This is a genomic window from Psychrobacter aquaticus CMS 56, from assembly GCF_000471625.1.
GTDB classification, from domain to species: Bacteria; Pseudomonadota; Gammaproteobacteria; order Pseudomonadales; family Moraxellaceae; genus Psychrobacter; species Psychrobacter aquaticus.
Window position 1 is genome coordinate 1 of record NZ_AUSW01000012.1, and the last position, 22,266, is coordinate 22,266.

A 22,266-nucleotide genomic window follows, 5' to 3' on the forward strand; every position below is an offset into this window, starting at 1 on the left:
CTATAGCATTATACTAATCTTCAAAGAATCCGCACGGTATATCCCTATAATTTTAATTTAAACCCAAAATGGGAATCACCAAGTCTTCTTCATCGGACAAATGCTGCGAGAGTAAATTACTAACATTAATTAATGTCTTGTGCAATTGCTCACTCAGCACCTTATTCTCACCTTCGCTTTTCGCCAGTTGACCATTCAATGCTTGCAACTCATGCAATAGGCCATCCAAACGCACATGGTCACGATCTAATATCTCAAAACCTGTTTTTAGTGGCGGATACATACGAATAAAAGCTGGGAAATAACTGTTATCTTCGATACTGTGGTGCTGATGTAATTTGAAAACATACTGATTTATCCGTGGTAAGATTTGTGAGCGGTACTGTGCCCAGTCAATATCACCAGACTGATAAGCGTCACTGATTTGCGTAAGGATATGCTGGCGTTTGCGTATATCGGCGTGAATATTTAGCCAGCCCGACGTTTTGTAAACGTACTCTGCATTGAACCATTTAGTAGGCGGAAGCGTCTCATACAGAAACAGCCAATCTGCCTCAAGCCGAGTGTCAGGATGACGCGGTAATAGCGCGTCTTGAGATTTCACATGTTGAGTAGAAGCAGTCATGGTATTGTCCCTATAGGTTGTTTTTACTTATTCAATTTTTTACTGGTGCTAGGGCGTGTCCTCAATCTGAACAAGAGCGACTAAATGGTTAAAAAATGGCTAAATATTGAAATAAAACAAAATATTCATTAGCCATACTAAAAATTACCAGCTATATATGTAGGGTATATATAGAGTTGAAAAATGCGAAATCAATGGTGTACTTGGTTACGTGTTATAAACTCTTCTCTTGATTAATGTTAAAAATCTATTGATCATCACGTTACATAATTTAGTCAAAAATCCTATTATTTTTGGCTGACGAGCCTGTAGGATAAAGCGAATAATAACGAACAAAAATGGCATCTAAAACACAAAGGACAACTATGTTTATTGTTGATAAAGCAGCGACAGCCAGTATGAACCACAAACTTCCCACACCCAAAATTATCTTTTTTGATATTGATGACACCTTAAGCCGCAACGGTATTATCGCCGAGCATAACAAAGCAACCCTTGAGCAATTGTCCGAAACAGATATTAAGTTGGTGATTTCCACTGGACGTTCCAAAGCCATCATACCTGATGATATTTTAGCACTGCTTGATGCTGACGTTTTAGATGCCATTATCTGTATGAATGGGCAGTATAGCTTTGATAAAAGCGGTCGTATCAGCCACTACCCATTGTCCGCTGAGCAGACGGACAACATTGTGCAGCTTTGCCAACAGAGTGAGCTGATTCATAAGTTTGACTCTGCCACTCATATCGCTTGGTCCAGCGAAAATGAACGCTTACGCGAATACAATGCCAGAACGCCAAACTCGATCGTTGATCCCGTCTACTATCAATCAACCCCTGTGTATCAATGTTCAGTATTTTTTAATAATCAACAAGACAAAATGCAAGACGTCAACTTTGCACAGCATGATTTAAAACTGGTGCATTGGCATCAGATCGGTGCAGACATATTGCCAGTGGATGCGTCTAAAGCTCGAGGCATCAAAGATGTGTGTGAGTATTATTCGGTAGATGTCAGTGAGTGTATGGCGTTTGGCGATGGCATGAATGATTTAGAGATGTTTGATTTAGTCGGATTTGCCGTGGCGATGGGTGATGCGCAGCCCGCATTGATAGCGCGGGCAGATTTTGTCACTGGCACGATTGAAGCGTTTGGGATACAAGCGGTGCTTGAGCAATTGTGTATAAAGCAAAAGGCTTAAGAGAAACCTCTGTAGACTAGATTTTTAGCTGTTGTAGGCCGATTTTTTAACTCAGCCTACAACGTCATAAGCTGAGCGATAGATCCAGCCTGCGTCACTCCATAAAATCTGTCCTGATTGATGTATACCTCTTTAATCTAGTAATCATTCTCGCCCAGTCATCTGATCATAAGCCCAAATACCGATTTTATAAAGTCTCATAATAATCAAAACGAATAACCCAACTGTGAGAACATAAACTAAAGTTGTCGATACACTCGTCAGTGTATCAATACTAGAGGCCACACTAAGATAAGCCTCTAACGGCCAGCTTTCTATTGCAGTCCCAGTGCCTGCATTAAAGTAGGCGATAATGCCGAACAGACCTATAAGGATAGTGGTCATACCAGCAAGTCTACGATTGTCCATTTCATCTCTCTTTTATCAAATTTCTTGGTGTTCCTAATAATTAGCTAACGCTCTCAGCCCCTTCTCACAACCAAACCATAAACCCAGCCGCCAACTTTATAAAACCCTATGATCATAAGCATAAGCACTAGCGCTGCCAGCACATAAGCCAGCCAGTTTGGTACGTGGCTCAACCAACCAATCGTAAATACCAAGCCCATATAAGTCTCAACTGGCCAATGGACGATAGGCATCGGTGAGCCAGAATTGAACAATGTCATAAAGGCAACCATACCGATTACAGCGACAATGAGTCCAGCACGCTTGCGATTATCCATCTTTTCCCTCTTCTGCATTTATTTGTCTGTCTTATATAGTCGATTCTAAATAAGACAGAACCATTATATTTCAACGCTGAACGGGTATAAAGTTTTCTTGCTTACTGTGCCTTCGCAGCTCGATGCGGCGAAACTTCTCGTTTAAAGATAAGCGTTCCAGTCCCACCGTATCGCTTTTATACTGAACTCACTATACTATTTATCATGCAGCGCTTATCGAACGTTCACAAATAAGCGCTAAGGCATCGTCAAACCACCATCGACAGCGATAGATTGTCCAGTGATAGCCGTACTTAGATCAGAGGCCATTAACAGCACTGAATTGGCAAAATCAGCCACTGAAGTCGCTTGACGCAGCGGGGTCGTCGTCGCAATATAATCGAACACCTCTTCAGTCGTTAGGCGGCTCGCATCCGTTGTTTTCAGTAGACCGCCTGCCAGCAAATTGACCCGAATACCATACTGACCAAGCTCAGCTGCTAGGTTGCGTGTCAAGCCAATCAATGCAGATTTGGCCGTGGTATAGTCGTAATAAGTGACCACTGGATTATAGACAAGGTTGGTTGAGATATTGATAATCTTGCCCATTTTTTGCGCTTTCATCTGAGGTAGTACTGCTTGTACGGTGTTGACCGCACCCTTTACGATGCCGTCTATTTGCTGAGAAAAATGCGCCCATTTTACCGTTTCAATACTGGTATAGTCAGCATTAGGATTAAATTGGTAGCTTGGCAACGCATTATTGACCAATATATCAATGCGACCATAGCGTGCCACTACTTCTTTTGCCATATCTTGCATCTGCTCAAGCTCCGTAACATCAGCCTGATAACTAAATGCCTGTCCACCTACCGCAATGATGTCAGCAACCACCGTTTCGGCGGCCTCTTTGCTATTAAGATAATTGACACAAACGCTTGCGCCAGCGGCCGCCATTTTCTGAGCAATTTGTGCGCCAAGTCCGCGACTGGCACCAGTGACGATAACCACTTTATCGGTCAACAAGGCAGGTATAACAGCGTTGGTCTGAGTCATGATGGGTTATCCGTTATTATGTTATGGTTGATATAGGAGCTGGTGTCATATAAATCTGCGTTCATCATATAGTTAATCCACTATAAAATAAATACAGTGCTGCTAGAATAATGGTTGTGCCTCTTGCATTTGAAGTCAACTATAGCATGATTATCTACGGGGGTTGGACAGGGTCTAATTGGTCTATAGATGGTGTCATATGCATCAACTTGAGTGACTGCTCGCTCATACCTCAGTGACAGCGCTTGTGACGCCCCTTTAAATTTTTAGGTGTCATGACCATAATATAGTTACAATACTGTAAAACGCGACAGTGCTAATGGGATGGATTTTTTGCAGCATCAAAACGTGCCAAGCACACCGCAAGCAAGAAAAAATTGATACCAGTAGTACACAATTATCGATGTATCGATTTTACTTTTCATTGACTAGAATATGATCGCTTGTATTAAATATTGATTATTTACCATATTTTACTGACTGCCTTATCTTTATTTAGGAGAGATATTTTGACCCATTTATCGTCGCCCCATTCAGCCGCAAACACCTCAGCTCTTATCGGTCGCATCGTACCAAAAGCATTATTGGCCATGGCTGTTGGCTTAGCGCTTGCCAGCTGTAGCAACTCTGACAACGCCGCTGCTGATGGTAGTGCCGCAACGAGTAATGAGACGCTCAATCTATATAACTGGTCAGAATATATGCCCCAAGAGATTCTGGATGGTTTTGAGGAAGAGACTGGTATTAGCGTTAATTACACCACGTTTGACTCTAACGAAGCCATGTATGCCAAGCTCAAACTACTCGATGACTCTAGTCAATATGATTTGGCCATTCCATCGACTTATTACGTCGAAAAGATGGCCGAAGAAGGTCTACTACAAGAATTGGATAAATCAAAGCTGAGCAATTTTAAGAATCTGGACACGTCATTTACTAACACCAAAGTTGACCCTGAAAACAAATATTCTGTCCCTTATATGTGGGGCAGCACAGGTCTGGCGATCAATGGCGATACTGTAGACCCTTCAACGGTCAACAGCTGGAATGACTTATGGCGTCCTGAATACAAAGGTCAAGTAATGCTGACCAATGATGTGCGCGAAGTATTTGGGATGGCTTTACTAACGCTTGGCTATTCAGGCAATAGTAGCAACCCTGATGAGATCAAAGCCGCTTACGATAAGCTCACCACATTGATGCCAAATGTAAAAACTTTTAACTCTGATGCCACTCGTATGCCCTACATCGAAGGCGAAACGGCACTTGGTATGACGTGGAATGGCGAAGCCGTCATGGCCAATGACGAAGGCTTAACCAGCTTGGTTTACAAGTATCCTAGCGAAGGTGCCATATTATGGATGGACAATTTTGTCATTCCAAAGAACGCAAAACAGGTCGATGCGGCGCACAAATTTATTGATTATCTATTGCGTCCTGAAAATGCCAAAATCGTTAGTGAAGAGATTGGCTATGCGTCACCAAACGTAGCTGCCCGCGAGCTAATGGAAGAAGATGTACGTAATAATCCCACTATTTATCCAAGTAAAGAGGTACTTGCCAAAGCCGAATTTCAAGAAGATGTGGGTGATGAAGCGCTGCAATTGTACCAACAATATTGGGATAAGCTAAAAACTGGTCGTTAATAGTTATAGTATAGCATTCACTCTAGATATAAAAAACGCTGACTCTAAACTGTCAGCGTTTTTTTTGTTATAAATGCAAGTCTGTCTCGCCGCCTTGTTGTTTTATTCTGCGCTGCTCACGGCGCTGATAGCCCAAACCAGATGCTGCATACCAATTTGGCTTGGTAGCTTGCAACAAGTCACTCAATTGCTGCAACTGCGTTTGCAAGGTTTGTGTCAACCAAAAATATCCCTGCCATTCAAACGCCAAGTGTTGGACGCTTGGATACTCTGACACGGCAATACGGGTAATGGGGCGAAACATCTCATCGCTTGGACTACGCAGTACCGCTGCTATGTGTTGCATGGCCTGAGTCAGCTCATGTTGATAATGTAACAATAAGACATGGTTCTCATCATCGATGTCAATGTTTGCCAAACGCGGTGCCGCACTTAAGAGTAAATCAATCGTACCAATGATATTACGGTGAGTACGCTGAATGGTCTCTAATGTCTCCTTCTTAATTCCTGACTCACTTGCCGTTGCAGCAATGTGAGGGCGTACGGCCAATAGCCGTTTATTTATCTTTTGTAGTGCGGTGACCAATTGCTTATTCACAGGCACTCCATCAGCGAGAATAGCCACTGGATTCAGTGATTGAACAGCAGCATCCTTCATTACACCCGGCGCATCAATGTGATTGCCCACACTAGCATAAAGACTGCTACAAGCATCGAGATTACTACTCAATAAAAAACGCCACATCAAGGTCGACTTTAACGGCAACACCAGTGTCACTGCCACCGAGACGCCCGTCCCAAGCAAAATATTCAGGGCACGGTAAATACCATCTTGACCAATACTGTTATTGCCCAAATCTGAGACAATCATCAGCATGGTGATACCCGTCAGCAGTCCTGTATACCCAAGCTGTCTGACTGCTAGATAGCCGATAATGCCACTAATCAGACCTATCAAGGCATAATCTACCCACAACCATGCGCTCACATTTTGACTGAACCACAAAACACCAAGAGCAGCGCCGATCCCCAACAAAGTACCAAGGACTCGCTCTTTCGCCTTGGTATAGATAGCTCCTTGATATTGCAACAACCCCAAGATAATAAAAACAGTAATAGTCGTCCACTCCCCATGTGGGAAGTTGGTAATTTTATTGACCAATAGAGCAAGTATTACGGCCGTACCCAAACGTATGGCATGCAAGGTATCTGCATATTGATAGCGGACATAAGGCTCAACAAACAGCGCGGTAAATCGCTGCCACATAGTTAATTTCACGCAGGGCTACTCTTCTTAGTTGATGGTTAGAATGATAGCAGCAATTATATGCTAACAATTGACATCCTAGCAGTAGCACCGCCATTTACAAAGTCATTCCCAAAAAAAACGTCTTTTGCCCATTAAAGACAAAAGACGCTCAAAATCAGAGCATACTTATCACTGATGTAAGTTAGACGCGCTTAATCATACTTCCAAGAAATCTAAAATACCTTCAGCCGCTTCACGACCTTCCCAAATGGCAGTCACTACCAAATCAGACCCACGCACCATATCACCACCCGCAAATATTTTAGGATTTTGAGTTTGGAACTTAAAGGTTTGCTTTTCTGCTGCCAACACACGGCCAGAGCTATCCATCGCTACTTGCTGCGACTCAAACCAGTCAGCAGGGCTTGGTCTAAAGCCAAAAGCCATAATCACCGCATCACAAGGGATAATTTCTTCTGAATTGTGAATTGGCTCAGGGCGTTGACGACCGCGGTTGTCCGGCGCACCCAGTTGAGTAGTGACGACTTTGACTCCCTTAACCTTACCATTTAAGCCAATAATTTCTGTTGGTTGACGGTTGAACAAGAATTCAACGCCCTCCTCACGCGCATTGACCACTTCACGGCGTGAGCCTGGCATGTTTTCCTCATCACGGCGATAGGCACACACCACTTTTTCAGCGCCTTGACGGATGCTGGTACGGTTACAGTCCATCGCTGTATCACCGCCGCCCAATACCACCACTTTTTTGCCTTTGAAATCGATATACTCTTCGGGATTCTTTTCCCAATCATTGCAACGATTGACATTGGCAATCAGATAATCTAGTGCATCATAAACACCGTCTAGCTCTTCACCCGCAAAACCGCCGCGCATGTAAGTGTACGTACCCATACCCATAAACACGGCATCATAATCACTGAGCAGCTCATCGATGCTAACATCTGTGCCAATCTCTGTTTCAAGGCGAAACTCAATACCCATGTCCTCAAAGATGACACGGCGATTGCGCATCACGTCTTTTTCCATTTTAAACTCTGGAATACCAAAGGTAAGGAGGCCACCAATTTCAGGACGTTTATCAAAGACGACCGGTTTGACGCCATTTCTCACCAATATATCCGCACAGCCAAGACCTGCTGGCCCTGCACCGATGATTGCAACTTTTTTGTCGGTCCAAACCACATCTGACATATCTGGACGCCAGCCGAGCGCAAAGGCGGTGTCATTGATGTATTTTTCAACATTACCAATCGTGACCGCGCCAAAACCATCATTTAGGGTACAAGCGCCTTCACATAGGCGATCTTGTGGACAAACACGCCCACACACTTCAGGCAATGTATTGGTGCGGTGACACAACTCAGCCGCTTGAAATATCTGCCCTTCGGTGGCCAGTTTCAGCCAGTTGGGAATGTAATTATGCACTGGACATTTCCATTCACAGTACGGGTTGCCACACTCAAGACAACGATGCGACTGCTGCGCAACGGCCTCACTCTCAAACGGTGTATAAATTTCAACAAACTCCGTTGAGCGTGTTGCAATGTCTTTTTTGATTGGCTCAAGACGTGGTACATCTAAAAACTGAAAACTATTTTCTATGCGTTTTGCCATGGTGCTATCTCTTTTATATAAGGCTCTTTTATAGTGGGTGGTAACAGCGAACGATGCTCAATGAATTGTCACATTAGAATGTGTAAATCGCTGCTGTCACTTACCTGCTCAAAACCTGTGAGTTAAAGCGTATCTAAAAATCTATTGTCGGGTAACCCAATCCGCTATTGTGGGTCCGCCATAGTCGTTTTTAGAAGGCTCGCAATGTTCGCAGCTTTTGGTTTCACCAAGTAAAACTTACGGACATAGTGTTCAAAGTCAGCCAATATCGTCTGACCCCACACACTACCGGTTTTATCTATATGCGTTTCAATCACTCTTTGCAAATGAATACGATGTTCCTCAGTTTGCTCGCTTGAAATACGATTCAGATCGATCAGTTCATGATTGCAACGATCAAAGAAATCACCTTCCATATCGAGCACATAAGCGAAGCCACCAGTCATGCCTGCCCCAAAGTTGAGACCAGTACGTCCAAGAATGGTGACGATGCCGCCAGTCATGTATTCACAGCAATGGTCACCTGTGCCTTCGATGACCGCATGCGCGCCAGAATTACGAACACCAAAACGCTCACCTGCCGTGCCAGCAGCATATAATTTGCCACCAGTTGCGCCATATAGGCAGGTGTTACCGATAATGGCTGTCTCTTGTGCGACAAAGTTCGAGTCTTTGGGCGGATAAATAACAATCTCACCACCTGCCATGCCTTTACCGACATAGTCATTGGCATCGCCTTCAAGCTCGATATTTAGGCCACCTGCATTCCAAACTCCCAAACTCTGTCCTGCTGTACCTGTCAGATGCAGTTTAATAGGCATATCACTCATGCCAAGGTTGCCCCATAGTTGTGCAATTTCGCCAGAAATACGAGCACCAATAGAGCGATCACAGTTGCCAACATCATAGCTATAATCTCCGCCTATACCTTGGCGAATATTCAATAGCATATCGCTAATCATCTGTTCAGCAAGCAAGCCTTTATCAAATGGCGCATTTCGCTCTACTTGACACGTTTGCGCTTTACCCGCACTGGCTGGATGACTAAACAGCAATGGCGTTAGGTCAAGATGACGCTGCTTCTCAGTCGTTCCTTCGAGTATTTCGAGCAAATCAGTACGTCCGACCAGCTCTTCCATACTACGGACACCAAGCGCTGCTAGCCACTCGCGCGTTTCGGTCGCCACAAACTTAAAGAAATTGATCAGCATCTCAGCTTCACCAATGAAATGCTCATCGCGTAACTTGGCTTTTTGCGTAGCAACGCCTGTTGGACAGTTATTCAAATGGCAAATACGTAGGTATTTACAGCCAACTGCAATCATCGGCGTGGTACCGAAACCGAAGCTTTCTGCGCCAAGAATCGCGGCTTTTACCACATCGAGACCTGTTTTTAGGCCACCGTCGGTTTGTATACGTACTTTGTCACGCAGTCCATTGACGCGTAGCGACTGATGAGTCTCGGCAAGGCCCAACTCCCATGGCGACCCTGCATGGTGAATAGAAGATAACGGAGAAGCGGCAGTGCCACCATCATAGCCTGAGATGGTGATTAAATCGGCATAGGCTTTTGCAACGCCTGTAGCGATTGTACCGACGCCAGGGCGTGATACCAATTTAACCGATACCAAAGCATCTGGATTGACTTGTTTTAAATCAAAAATCAGCTGCGCCAAATCTTCAATAGAATAAATATCATGGTGCGGCGGTGGAGAAATCAGTGTCACACCTGGTACAGAGTAACGCAAGCGTGCAATCAAGGCATTGACCTTGCCACCCGGTAGCTGACCACCTTCACCCGGCTTGGCACCTTGCGCCACTTTGATTTGCATAACTTCTGCTGAGCGCAGATAAGCAGGCGTGACCCCAAAACGACCCGAGGCAATCTGCTTGATTTTTGAGTTACGCAGTGTGCCATAACGTACTGGATCTTCACCGCCCTCACCAGAGTTTGAGCGTCCACCAATAGTGTTCATGGCCATCGCAATGGCTTCATGGGCTTCAGGAGACAGTGCGCCTAATGACATGCCAGCGGAGTCAAAGCGTGTCAAAATCTCGGAGATATCCTCGACATCATTGACATCGATACTGTTATCCGTTTTTAGCTGCAATAGGTCACGCAACGTGGCAACCGGACGGCTATTGACCAGATTTGCATATTGGCGATAATTCTCATAATCACCCGTTCGTACGGCGGTATGCAAGCTATTGATCACGTCTGGATTAAAGGCATGGTATTCTTTGTTAAAGACAAACTTCAGCAAACCTCCTTGATCCAGTGGCGCGCGGCGTTTAAAGGCATTAGCCGCCAACTGTGCTTGATCGGCCGCCAAGTCTGCAAAGGTAGCGCCTTTGATACGACTTTGTACCCCTTTAAAGCACAAGCTAACGACTTCTTCAGATAGGCCAACAGCTTCAAATAACTGAGCACCGCGATAAGACACCACAGTCGAGATACCCATTTTTGATAGGATTTTTAGTAAGCCTTTATCCAAGCCTTTACGGAAATTCACCCGCGCTTGGATCGGATCACCAAGCAGCTCACCAGTGGCTACCAAGTCATCAATGACATCATATGCCAAGTATGGATAAACGCAGGTCGCACCAAAGCCAATCAATACAGCCACTTGATGTGAATCACGAGCAAGACCTGTCTCAATGATCAAATTGGCATCGGTACGAATACCTTGCGCGATAAGATAATGATGCACAGCACCCGTCACCATAATGGAATTGGCAGGTACTTTTTCTGCATCAATGGCTTTGTCAGACAATACTATCAAGGTATGGCCCGCGCGAATGCTACTCGCCACTTGCTCACAAATAGCGGTAATGGCATCGGACAGCTCTAGCGTACGGTCATAGTTCAAATCGATACGAGCCATCTTGAATGCAGGATCGTCCAAGGTTTCAAGCTGCTGCATTTTGCTGGCTGACAATACTGGCGACGATAAAATAATACGATGGGCGTCTCTCGCTGACGGCGAGAACACATTGGTTTCAGCGCCTAGGCATGTTTGTAGCGACATCACAATTGATTCACGCAATGGATCAATCGGTGGGTTGGTCACCTGTGCAAACTGCTGACGAAAAAAGTCACCAACATGGCGGATTTGCTGCGATAGCACTGCCATCGGCGTATCATCACCCATGGAACCAACTGGCTCTTGACCATTTTCGGCATTGGGACGAATGATTTCTGTACGCTCTTCATTGGTGATGTGATACATTTTTTGTAGGGCTTTGAGCTTATCCCCGCGGCAAGCTTGCGTTGCCAATGTTTCTTCTAGACGCTCATCATCACGAATGCGTGTCGCTTCATCACGTAACCATTTGCGGTACGGATGGGCATTTTTGAGTAAGGTTGCAATCGCCTTAGTGTCTAAAATTTGACCGGTCAAGGTATCGATAACCAACATCTGACCCGGTCCGACTCGGCCTTTTGCCAACACATCTTCTGGTGAGTAATCCCAAACGCCAACCTCAGAAGCCACCGTGATATAACCATTTTTGGTGGTTACCCAACGCGATGGACGCAAACCGTTTCGGTCGAGCATACAAACAGCATAACGCCCATCTTGAATCACCAAACCTGCTGGGCCGTCCCATGCTTCCATGTGCTGTGAGTAAAATTCATAAAACGCACGCAAGTCCATGTCCATGCTATCGACATTCTGCCACGCTGGCGGCACTAGGATTGACATTGCATGGAACAGATTCATGCCGCCTGACATCAGGACTTCGAGCATGTTATCTAAACTTGACGAGTCCGAACCTGTGCTATTTACCAAAGGTGTCAACTCATTCAAGTTGGGCAGTTTTTCTGATTTTAATTTTGGCGTACGGGCTTCAGACCAATTGCGGTTACCCGTGATGGTATTCAACTCACCATTGTGGGCAAGATAACGGAACGGCTGTGCCAATGGCCAACGCGGTAAAGTATTGGTCGAGAAACGTTGATGGAACACCACAATATGCGATGCCAAACGCTCATCTTGCAAGTCTAAAAAGAACGCTGGTAAGTCTGATGGCATCACCAAACCTTTATAAATAATCGTCTGGCAACTCAATGAGCAAACATAAAACAACTCGTCATCGCCCAAACGTTGTTCTGCTTTTTTGCGAGCAACAAATAGTTTACGATTAAAGTCGTCTGGAGCGAGATCATCAGGTGCATTGACAAACACTTGCTTAAAATCTGGTAATGTCTCACGGCCAATTTCACCGACAATACTTAGATCCAGCGGTACATCACGCCACCCCGCAACTTCTAGGCCTTGTGCCGCAATCTCATCGCTTAATACTTGCTGACTGTGCTTGGCTTTTGCCTCATCTAAATTGACGAACACCATACCAACTGCAAAGTTATCAGTAATGGCAAACTGCTCTTCCGCTGCAATTTTTTTAAAAAACTCAGTCGGCATCGCCAGCAATAGACCACAGCCGTCACCAGTTCTACCATCAGCAGCCACGCCGCCGCGGTGTGTCATACAACTTAGACTATGAATGGCAGTTTTTACCAAATTATGGCTAGCTTGGCCCTCAATATGAGCAATCAAACCAAAACCGCAATTATCAGAAAAGTCATCTGGCGTCGCCAGGTGGGTGTGCGAGGAAATCATTGACATAGCTGGTCCTTTTAAGTAAACGGGCAGCTTATATATCCAATGCGGCACATAAGCTGGCACCCGTAAGCAGAACGGGCTGATAGTGAGTATTCATATATTCGAATTAATAAATAGTGCGAGACTCATAGACATCATTGTTCAAGAGTAAGGTAAAACCTTTAACCCTTCTATAAATAAGTAATGTCTTAACAGATAATTCGCGCATTAACAGATAGTAAGTAATAGCCTCTAGCAGTCGGATAAAATATGACTTTTCCTGCCAATTACTTAATCATTAATAACGTCATGTCACTATTTTGAGTATCGCTTGTCATGGTGTCATACCTAGCTCTTAAACTAACTGGCTAGACATTGAATAACAGCGCATTTGATTAATGTTGAATATCTGACGCTCTGTACTCAAGCGCTTTATGAACTCTAAAAAGAGTGACAATAAGAGGGGTTGCGCCGCTTGCCTTAGCTTAAACGTAAATAACAAGTGGCTACGCTTGAGACAATAAATGTTAGCAAGATACTTTTGAGATAATAGAATCTTGCTAAATAATTGTTAGATAAATAGTATTTTACGATAACTATACAGAATGCCGCCCTCAGTTATATTAGTTAATGCAAGACGAAAAATCTAGTCTTTTCTATCGATTCATTCGCCATATTTTGTAAGAGAACTTATTACTATTGGTTATAGGACAGTTTAAAACCTTGCGCAGATTTTGATATAAACGATTAGTGATAAGGTCTGACTAAGCGAACTTATTAAGATTGACTACCTCTAAACGTTCGTTTTTAACGTTGGTAAAGAATGCATCGTATCCCACAAAAAAACCCACCAATCATTTCTATTGGTGGGTTTTTAACAAATAAAATCACCGCTTCATCATAACGGCTATTAAACGCTAATTACTTTTGTCTTCTATCAAGGTTTTTATACTGTCGTTACTATTCTTAGGAGAATTGCCATTGGTATTGCTTGGTGGTTTAGGCGTTGGCACTACTGGTGGTTTTTTAGTCGTGCTATTATCAGTACTTGATGCCGCAGGCTTACTCGCACCCTCTTCATTTTTAGATGACGTGATGGTTGTCTGTTGTTCATAGCCAACGATACGCTCTTCATTGACAGACAAGGTCTCAGAGGTATCCGCTGATTGACGAATACTTTCTGCGTCACTATTAGCACTTGCTGGTTGTTGGCTACTGCGATCTGCACTGTTACTTGCTGTCTGCTCATTCACACTATTACTGGCTGCTGGCGTTGACTGACGCACAGGTACTTCGCGCTTGGTCGGTTTTAAATTAACAGAACGTGTACGCTTGGTGCTTAAATCTCTTACTGGATCAGGGCGTTCATAGTTATCGATAATACCGACATAACGATTGATCTCTTCGGGCAACACACGCACATCAGCAGGCAATTTAAAGTCGATGAGTTTTGCCGCCCCGACCGCTTCTTGCGGACTACTCATAAGTCCATAAGTCAGCATATAGCGCACTTGATTTTCATCATCGAGATAGCGGAAATAGGCAAATTTATCACGATCCGCGCGACCTTCTAAATAGCTGACAATCACCTCATTTTCAGCGACATTCATAACCTGAACAGTCCACTTTCCCTTGTTAGTCAACAAATAACGCTTGTCTTTAAACTCATCAGGGTAATTACGCAAATCACGAACCGTGGCATCAAAACTAATCGGTTGCACGTCTGTATCAAGCTCATGTAACGACTCAATAGTTAAAGGCTGCTCAAGCGCTGTACTTAATGATTGCGGTGTGGATATCGGGGCATTTTCGATTTTGGCGCCCATCGCTGGCGTTTGACTAAGCATCCAAATTAGCGCTGTGACCACGCCCAATAGCAAGGTCATTATTAGCCAAATCAACGCTTGACGACGATATGATTGGCGAGCGGTACGAGGCGTCGGTCTTGAAGCTGCCATGAGGGTGTCCTTGGTAAAAATATATTTAACCACATTGAAAAGAAGCGTATATAAACGAAATGACGGCTACACAGTGCACTTTGAATAGTTCATTACTATGAGTATTAGAGCGTTTTTGATAATTCAACACGCCCTAATGACAACTAAAATTTCGATACGTTATGCACTATGTTGTGACAATACTTCCGTTAAAAGTTCAGCATCAAAATCATTGGTCAATACGGCTTCACCCAGTGATTTTAACAAAATAAGGCGGATTTGTCCGTGTTTCACTTTTTTATCATGACCCATCAAGCTCAACGCAGTTTGTACATCGATAGACGGCGGTGTGATGGGCAAATTGGCCAAAGTCAAAATACGTTTGATTCGCACTACCTCTTCAACCGTCAACCAGCCAAGTTTTTGTGATAGCTCGGCGGCTTGTACCATGCCAGCAGCAACCGCTTCACCATGTAGCCAATTGCCGTAGCCTTCATGCGTTTCAATTACATGCCCAAAAGTATGGCCAAAATTTAACAATGCCCGCACACCTGACTCTCTTTCATCTTGCGCGACGATATCAGCTTTGTATTGACAGCAGCGCTTTACCGCCTCGCCAAGTATGGCCAAATCCAATGCCATCATTGCTGGTAGATTTGCCTCAAGCCACGTCAAAAAATCGGCATCCATGATAAGGGCGTATTTGATAACTTCAGCGAGTCCCGCCGATAGCTCCCGTGCAGGCAATGTTTTTAGGGTGCTCATATCAGCAAGCACCATCTGCGGCTGCCAAAAAGCACCAATCATGTTTTTGCCTTGCGCATGATTGATGCCAGTCTTGCCACCAACGCTTGAATCCACTTGCGACAATAGCGTCGTTGGGATCTGGATAAAATTCACCCCGCGCATAAAACTTGCCGCAGCAAAGCCTGTCATATCTCCGACCACACCACCGCCCAAAGCTATAAGTGTGACATCACGATTGAAGTGCGCTGCCATCAATGTGTCGTAGATTTGATTGATACTGGTCTGGTTCTTATATTGCTCTCCATCGGGCAGCACACAGACCTTAACGGTAAATTGCTCTGTTAACTCTTCTTCCAACACCTTTAAATATAAAGGTGACACAGTATCATTCGTCACAATCAACACTTGGCGGCCACCAATATAGGGTGCAATCTGCTTTGCCATACTGTTGTTTTTTATCGCACTGTTTTCAGTAATGACAATTGGATAATCATGACTCTGCGTATGAACCATTAAACCATCATGAAATAGTGGCATTGCCATGAGATACTCCTAAATATCTTTAATGGGATTAAAATAGCATATGTTAAATCATATGATTTATGATTTATGATTTATGTTCTGGTGCTATAACAGTGGATAAACCAAACGACTGGAGTTGCTGTAAGAGTTGGTTGACCATGTGACGTGGGTAAGTATGACCAGTAGGCATGATAATATGCGCCACTTGCCGATATAATGGATCGCGGGTGCTGTATAAGTCTTGCAATATTTTTCTGGGATTGGGCTGCTGTAATAATGGTCGTGATTTGTCTTTAGCAGTACGCGCCAGTTGCACATCGACAGCGGCATTCAGATAAACTACAATGCCACGCTGTTTGAGAAAGGCTCGATTTTCGGCACACATCACGGCACCGCCGCCAGTCGCCAAGATTATTTGGGGTTGCTGAGTCAACTCATCGATGGCACGCGTCTCACGCTCCCGAAAGCCAGCCTCGCCTTCTTTAGCGAATATCCAAGCAATATCCGCACCGGTTTGTGATTCAATATACCAATCACTGTCTACAAAAGGGCGCCCCAACTGCTTGGCCAGCAATTTACCGATCGTGGTCTTCCCTGCTCCCATCGGCCCTACTAAAAACACCGACGGTAATTCCTCCACCATAATACTTACTCAGCTAAATTAGATATGATACAACGTCATTGATATTCTGGCTAGTAATGAGCGGTGATTATTATTTATCACCCTTAAATTTTGTGCACAAAAAAAGCAAGCATGATGCTTGCTTCTTTGTTTAAGTCAGTCGATAACAGGCTAATCCAAACGGCTGGTACCATCATTGATTAGTTTTGGTGTGACAAATATCAACAGCTCTTCTTTGTTATTATTGCGCACATCTTTACGGAATGCGCGACCAACATAAGGCAAGTCGCCTAAGAAAGGTACTTTACTCACCTCATTGTTGGTACGGTTTCTAAAAATACCACCTAATACTACGGTTTGGCCATCTTCGACGGTCACATTGGTTGATATAGAATCTTCATTAATAGCCACGATACCATTGGTAAATACTGGTGTGCCGTTAGTAATAAGCAACTGCAAACCAATCTTACCATCAGGCGTAATGTTTGGAGTGGCCTCTAGACTCAACGCTGCCTCTCTGAAACTGGTCGTAGTCGCGCCACTGGCCGATGCTTCTTGATAAGGAATCTGTGTTCCTGAAGACACTTTTGCCGTTTGCTTGTCAGCCGTCAAAACTTTCGGGGTAGAGATAACCTCACCGCGGTTATCAGCTTGCAATGCTGACAATTCAAGATCAAGCATCACATCAGATATACCAAGCAAACCAAAAGCGATACGGCCAGCAGGATTGTCAACGCCCAAGTCTACGTTCAAGTTGTCAGGACGGGTGATGTCGTATGAGGGATAAGAGACCGTTTGACCATTAACTGTAGTCGTCTCTATATCAAAGTCTTTGAGATCCGCTAAGGTCTGATTGCTACCACCTACCAATAAGCTACGATTATTGGCCGCGCCATTTGACAAAATCCCCCAACGAACCCCAATCTCTTTACTAAAACTGTCAGTGGCACTGACAATACGCGCCTCGATCATGACCTGACGGACTGGAATGTCGATTTTACTAATTAACTTGTGAATATTTTCAATACTTTTCGCCACATCTTTAACAATCAACGTATTGGTACGCTCATCGACGGTTACTGTGCCACGATTGGATAATAACGTATTGTTGTCATCAGCAAGATTGGCAATACCACTAGTAGTAGAGCCAGATGACCCAGACCCACTACCTTGAGAAATAAGAGTCAACACATCTTGTGCTTTGGCGTAACTTAAACGAATGTACTCAGTACGCAGTGGCGCAAAAGATTCAACCGCTTGTTGTGCTTCAAGTTCACGGGCTTCTTGTTCAGCAAGCTCAGTAGACGGTGCGACCAAGATGACATTACCGTTTTCGCGTTTGCCTAGATTTTTACTTTTTAGGATAATATCTAGCGCTTGATCCCATGGGACATTGATCAGACGCAAGGTGATATTACCAGTGACCGAATCACTGGCCACGATATTCATTTCGGTGAACTGCGCTAAAATGTCTAAAACGCTGCGAATCTCAACGTCCTGGAACTCCATAGACAAGGCTTCACCGCTGTAGACTTTTTCTTCAAGTGTTGGCTCACGTAGCAGCTCAGGTTTATTGATACTGATATTGAGCTGATTGCCTGATTGATAAGCTTGATACTCGTAATCATCTTTCATGTTAATGGTGATCACACCATTTTGGTTTTGGTTCTTGGTATCAATACTATCAACGAGACCAGTATTAATATTCAAGCGACGTAATAGGTTTCTAGGTACGGTACTGCCAGTTAAGCGCACGACCAATTTATTGCCTTGGCGTTGTACATCAACCGGAATCGCTTCATTAGCAAGGGTGATACTGACATTACCGCCACCATCGTTTCCTGCTGCAAAATTCACCGCACTCAGACCATCATAGCTGTATTGCTTGCTCACCTGTGAAGATGCCAGTTGTGGATTTAACAACGGATTAACTCTGACTACCATTGTATCGGCTGGTACTTCATTTTTTACCACTGTCGTACTGGTTGTACGCACAGCTGCCACAGGGACGCTACTGGTTTCTACAATTGGGGTAACAACTGCGGTAGTCCTGATGGTATTGTTATTATTAAGTACGTCTTGGATAGGATCATTGGTAATCACAGAGCGGCTAGGATCCGTGATCGTCAGCAATAAATCATTACCATCAATCGCTGTCGTATAACTGCCTGTTTGTTTGAGTCCAACAATAAGACGGGTGGTACTGTCGCTGTTTAAAGTGGTAACGTCATTGACCATACCAATGTTATATTCATTAAAGCGGTTAGCAAGTCCGTTTTGCACTTGCTCAAAATCTAGTACCAAACGACTCGGATCATCAAGCTGATAAGCTGCCGGTAATACTGGTAACCCTGTAAAGCCCAAACGCATCTGTGTTACTGCTGGTGCTGTTTGTACCACAGAAACATTGTTAATACGCTGTGCAGCATGAGCACTGTTACTCACTGCTACCATGCTGATTGCCAATGCTGAAATGGCAAAAGCAGAAGACACGCGGTTGCTCATCATCATTACCTTGTTAGTGCGTACTGTCATTATTTATTCCTCAAAAATCTGCCGACTTAGCTGATGGGGGAAACCAGCGACTGGGGTTTTTCGACAAACCCTGCGCGGCTGTCTGGCACAATTTCAATCAAATTAATCTGGGTCGGCGTGATTTCCACAATACGGCCGTCATTTAATCCAAGATAATCACCTACTTTGACACTAGCAACTGAACCATCAGGACGTTGTATCAACGCATATTGCTGGCCTTCAGGTGAAATCACTACCCCTCGAAAGACCAGTTGCGATAACTCATATTGCTCAAGGGGTTCTTTTACCCTTGCTATATCAGGACGCACGCCATCAATAGAAGTGGTAGGACCATCCACATTGACTAAGCTTGGCGGCAAAAACGGACTACGTTGTGCACTAGCGCTATAGACGAAGTCTTCTACCAGCTCGGCCTTAGGCGGTGGCTCAATAGGCTGTGCTGGCTGATTACGGATATCCACCATTGCTTGCCCCGCCATACCAATACGGTCCGTACAACCTGTCATTGATAAAATAGCAGCACTTAAAATAAGTAGCATGGGCAGTTTTTGAGTGCGCATTAATTGGCTCCTGCAGTATCAGTAGTAGCGGCAGTGGTGGCAGCAGCCCCATCTGTAGGAGTGGCTTCTTCACCCTCAGGAGTGGCTTCTTTTGAGCGATACGTTTTGGTTTGTAGTACCAGATTAAGCTCTGGTAAAACGTCCAAAGTCGGCTGCGGATTACTCACCTCAAAATCGTGCATGGTGATAATCCGTGGTAACGCCGCAAGACCACTGATAAAGCTACCAAACTGATGATATTCGCCTAAAGCAGCAATACGAATAGGCTGCTCAATAAAGAATTCATTTTCAATTTCAGGCTCTACCGAAATATCTTGGAAACGAATATTACTACCAACACCCGTCATGTTTATACCTTCTACCAGCTCTGATACTCGCGTATCCTTTGGTAACTGATCAAGTAACGTATTGAACTCCGTTTCCATCTGCACAACTTGTTCCTGATAAGCGGTTAAATGACGTGCACGCGATTCTTTTTCACGGTAGCTATCAAGCAAGGTTGTTTGCTGACTTTCGGCGGCCTTGATCTCATCAATTTTGCTACTGATCGGCAATGCCCATGCCAATGCCGCTATAAAAGTGATAATAAGCCCAATCACGGTTACTTTTACTGGTAGTGGCCAGCTGCCATAGTTTTCGGAATCTAGCGACTCAAAACTGCGACGAAATTCCTGTAAATCAAACTGTTTCTTTGGTTTCAAAGCCGTTTTTTTGGTTTTTATCAGACTTTTTTTGCGGATAAGCTTCATAACGGACCTCCAAGCGCAGTATCGGCATCGACAGGCGGGGTTGTCTCTGATTGCACTTTAGTCGTTATCACAAACTGCACATAACTGTCTTCAGGATAAACGGGACGCGGTTGTTCCCCAGGAGTGACAGGGGTATTAAGAGCTGGTTCGGCTTCATAAGCACTGATGTTCTGTTGAATATTGCTCACCGCTGAATTGCCCATCCACTTACTACTATCAAGGTTACGAATCAAACTTGATACAACATTTGGATTATCAGCAAGACCGGTCAACGTTAACGTATCGCCTTCACGTTTGAGATTATTCAAATAAAGCGCAGGCGGAATGGCTTTAGCAAGATCATCCCATAGACGCACAGGTACAGGACGCCGACCCTGCAGATCTTGAATCACCTGCATACGTGAGATAATATCTGCACGGCGCTGCTCCAAACTGTCTATTTCAGTCAGAGCTGCATCTAGACGTGCATTTTCTTGTTCAATCAATGCATTCGCATCAAGCTGCTCATCAAGCTCATTATTGAAATAACTCCATGAGGCAAAGGCCGCCAATAGAGCAAGCAAGGTCACAGCGACAACGAGCGTCATGAATTCTTTATTGCGACGTTCGCGCTCTTCTTGTCGCCAAGGTAAAAGGTTAATACGAGCCATTAGTCGAAGCTCCTTAACGCAAGACCGCATGCCGCCATTAAGCTTGGTGCGTCAATAACCAGTTGCTCATTATCAATATTTGGTGCAATAGTCATATTGGTAAATGGATTGGCAACACTGACGGACACGCCAAGTTTTTGTTGTGCCATACCTGCAAGACCAGCTATAGAGCTACTACCACCCGCAAGCACTATGTGATCGATAGTACTATATTGGCTAGAGGAGAAGTAAAATTGCAAAGAACGAGTGATTTGTTGAATGGTGTTTTCGATAAAGGGAGTTAAGACATCAATATAATAATCATCAGGTAAGGTGCGCTCACGCTTACTAAGCGTGGCTTCTTCAGCAGATAGTCCATAACGATTTTGTATCGCTTCTGTCAACTGGACGCCACCAAAGAGCTGTTCGCGGCTGTATATAAACTCACCATTCTTAGCAATATATAAAGTCGTTTGATTGTGACCGATATCAACCAAAGCCACCAACTCTGGCGTGCCTGGCAGGTTATTTACCATCAATCCAAAGGCACGCTCAATGGCATGAGACTCGATATCCATCACCTTGGTTTGCATACCACCAAACGTTAGGGCATCGACCCGTTGGTCGACATTTTCTGAGCGAGAGGCTGCAAGAAGCACCTGTACCATATCATCACTTAATAAAGACGGGCCTAAAACCTCGAAATCCAAATTGACGTCTTCCAGTGGATAAGGCACGTATTGATCAGCATCTAGACGAATTTGAGCTTCGCGCTCCACATCGCTTAATGCCATGTCCATATCAATAATTTTGGTAATTACTGCCGACCCTGAGACTGCCGTCGCGGCTTGACTCCCAGTCGCTTGGCAGCGTCTAGCCAAACTGGCAATAATATTGCCAACTGCTTCAGTGTCGACTAAGAGTTTATCGACGACCACACCTTCTGGAAGTCTCTCAATTCCATAAGATTTTAAGTGAAACATGCCTTGTTGGCGCTGTATATCGACCAACTTTACTGAAGTGGCACAAATATCTATGCCAATCAAATGTCGACTCTTTGAAGTAAATAGCCTCACAAACCCTATACCTTATATTAAGTGTACACTTTGATAGTTATTTGTAATAATTGAACACAATACTTTACTTGATTGATAGATTCAAGCGTTTAAATAGGTTATTAAGGCTAACTTACACATTTATTATGACCTCCCTATTTTGTTCAAGGTATAATGCCCCATCTG

At 44.2% G+C, this 22,266-nt stretch carries 17 protein-coding genes; 2 read left to right on the forward strand and 15 right to left on the reverse strand.

Annotated features, from left to right (window positions below):
- Positions 1-52: 52 nt before the first annotated feature.
- Positions 53-625: a hemerythrin domain-containing protein gene (locus tag M917_RS02275; protein WP_021813135.1), complete on the reverse strand. Its 573-nt coding sequence runs from the start codon at positions 623-625 to the stop codon at positions 53-55.
- 365 nt (positions 626-990) lie between these two features.
- Between M917_RS02275 and M917_RS02280 the strand changes: the two genes are divergently transcribed.
- Entirely contained in the window at positions 991-1,827 is an 837-nt protein-coding gene (locus tag M917_RS02280; protein WP_021813136.1) for a Cof-type HAD-IIB family hydrolase, read from the forward strand.
- 144 nt (positions 1,828-1,971) lie between these two features.
- Here the strand turns inward: M917_RS02280 and M917_RS02285 are convergent, their stop codons facing one another.
- From M917_RS02285 to M917_RS02295, 3 genes are all read right to left on the reverse strand, one after another.
- Positions 1,972-2,235 carry a hypothetical protein gene (locus M917_RS02285; protein ID WP_040641711.1) on the reverse strand — a complete coding sequence of 88 codons (264 nt, stop codon included), beginning with the start codon at positions 2,233-2,235 and terminating at the stop codon, positions 1,972-1,974.
- 53 nt (positions 2,236-2,288) lie between these two features.
- Positions 2,289-2,552 (reverse strand): hypothetical protein, encoded by a 264-nt coding sequence (locus M917_RS02290; RefSeq protein ID WP_021813137.1) that lies wholly within the window; start codon positions 2,550-2,552, stop codon positions 2,289-2,291.
- Between the two features lie 237 nt (positions 2,553-2,789).
- Positions 2,790-3,587 (reverse strand): 3-oxoacyl-ACP reductase, encoded by a 798-nt coding sequence (locus M917_RS02295; RefSeq protein ID WP_021813138.1) that lies wholly within the window; start codon positions 3,585-3,587, stop codon positions 2,790-2,792.
- Positions 3,588-4,096: 509 nt separating this feature from the next.
- Between M917_RS02295 and M917_RS02300 the strand changes: the two genes are divergently transcribed.
- Positions 4,097-5,233: an ABC transporter substrate-binding protein gene (locus tag M917_RS02300; RefSeq protein WP_021813139.1), complete on the forward strand. Its 1,137-nt coding sequence runs from the start codon at positions 4,097-4,099 to the stop codon at positions 5,231-5,233.
- Positions 5,234-5,300: 67 nt separating this feature from the next.
- On the opposite strand, the gene M917_RS02305 is transcribed toward M917_RS02300, so the two are convergent.
- From M917_RS02305 to M917_RS02355, 11 genes are all read right to left on the reverse strand, one after another.
- Positions 5,301-6,512 carry an FUSC family protein gene (locus tag M917_RS02305; protein WP_040641713.1) on the reverse strand — a complete coding sequence of 404 codons (1,212 nt, stop codon included), beginning with the start codon at positions 6,510-6,512 and terminating at the stop codon, positions 5,301-5,303.
- Positions 6,513-6,698: 186 nt separating this feature from the next.
- On the reverse strand, positions 6,699-8,120 hold the full coding sequence (locus M917_RS02310; RefSeq protein WP_021813141.1) for an FAD-dependent oxidoreductase: 1,422 nt from the start codon (positions 8,118-8,120) through the stop codon (positions 6,699-6,701).
- Between the two features lie 164 nt (positions 8,121-8,284).
- On the reverse strand, positions 8,285-12,748 hold the full coding sequence (gltB, locus tag M917_RS02315) for a glutamate synthase large subunit (RefSeq protein ID WP_021813142.1): 4,464 nt from the start codon (positions 12,746-12,748) through the stop codon (positions 8,285-8,287).
- Positions 12,749-13,641: 893 nt separating this feature from the next.
- Positions 13,642-14,682: a hypothetical protein gene (locus tag M917_RS02320; protein WP_021813143.1), complete on the reverse strand. Its 1,041-nt coding sequence runs from the start codon at positions 14,680-14,682 to the stop codon at positions 13,642-13,644.
- Positions 14,683-14,841: 159 nt separating this feature from the next.
- Positions 14,842-15,951, reverse strand: coding sequence for a 3-dehydroquinate synthase (gene aroB, locus M917_RS02325; RefSeq protein ID WP_021813144.1), 1,110 nt, complete (start codon positions 15,949-15,951; stop codon positions 14,842-14,844).
- Positions 15,952-16,015: 64 nt separating this feature from the next.
- Complete coding sequence (gene aroK / locus M917_RS02330) at positions 16,016-16,573, reverse strand: shikimate kinase AroK (protein WP_040641715.1); 558 nt, start codon at positions 16,571-16,573, stop codon at positions 16,016-16,018.
- 150 nt (positions 16,574-16,723) lie between these two features.
- Positions 16,724-19,087, reverse strand: coding sequence for a type IV pilus secretin PilQ (gene pilQ / locus M917_RS02335; RefSeq protein WP_040641716.1), 2,364 nt, complete (start codon positions 19,085-19,087; stop codon positions 16,724-16,726).
- Positions 19,088-19,113: 26 nt separating this feature from the next.
- Positions 19,114-19,647 (reverse strand): pilus assembly protein PilP, encoded by a 534-nt coding sequence (locus M917_RS02340; RefSeq protein WP_021813148.1) that lies wholly within the window; start codon positions 19,645-19,647, stop codon positions 19,114-19,116.
- On the reverse strand, positions 19,647-20,396 hold the full coding sequence (gene pilO, locus M917_RS02345) for a type IV pilus inner membrane component PilO (protein WP_021813149.1): 750 nt from the start codon (positions 20,394-20,396) through the stop codon (positions 19,647-19,649). The genes M917_RS02340 and pilO overlap by 1 nt, the downstream gene beginning before the upstream one ends.
- A complete protein-coding gene (locus M917_RS02350; protein ID WP_021813150.1) occupies positions 20,393-21,046 on the reverse strand; it encodes a PilN domain-containing protein in 654 nt (217 codons plus the stop codon). The genes pilO and M917_RS02350 overlap by 4 nt, the downstream gene beginning before the upstream one ends.
- Entirely contained in the window at positions 21,046-22,101 is a 1,056-nt protein-coding gene (locus M917_RS02355; RefSeq protein WP_040641719.1) for a pilus assembly protein PilM, read from the reverse strand. Before M917_RS02355 ends, M917_RS02350 begins: the two co-directional genes overlap by 1 nt.
- Between the last annotated feature and the right edge of the window lie 165 nt (positions 22,102-22,266).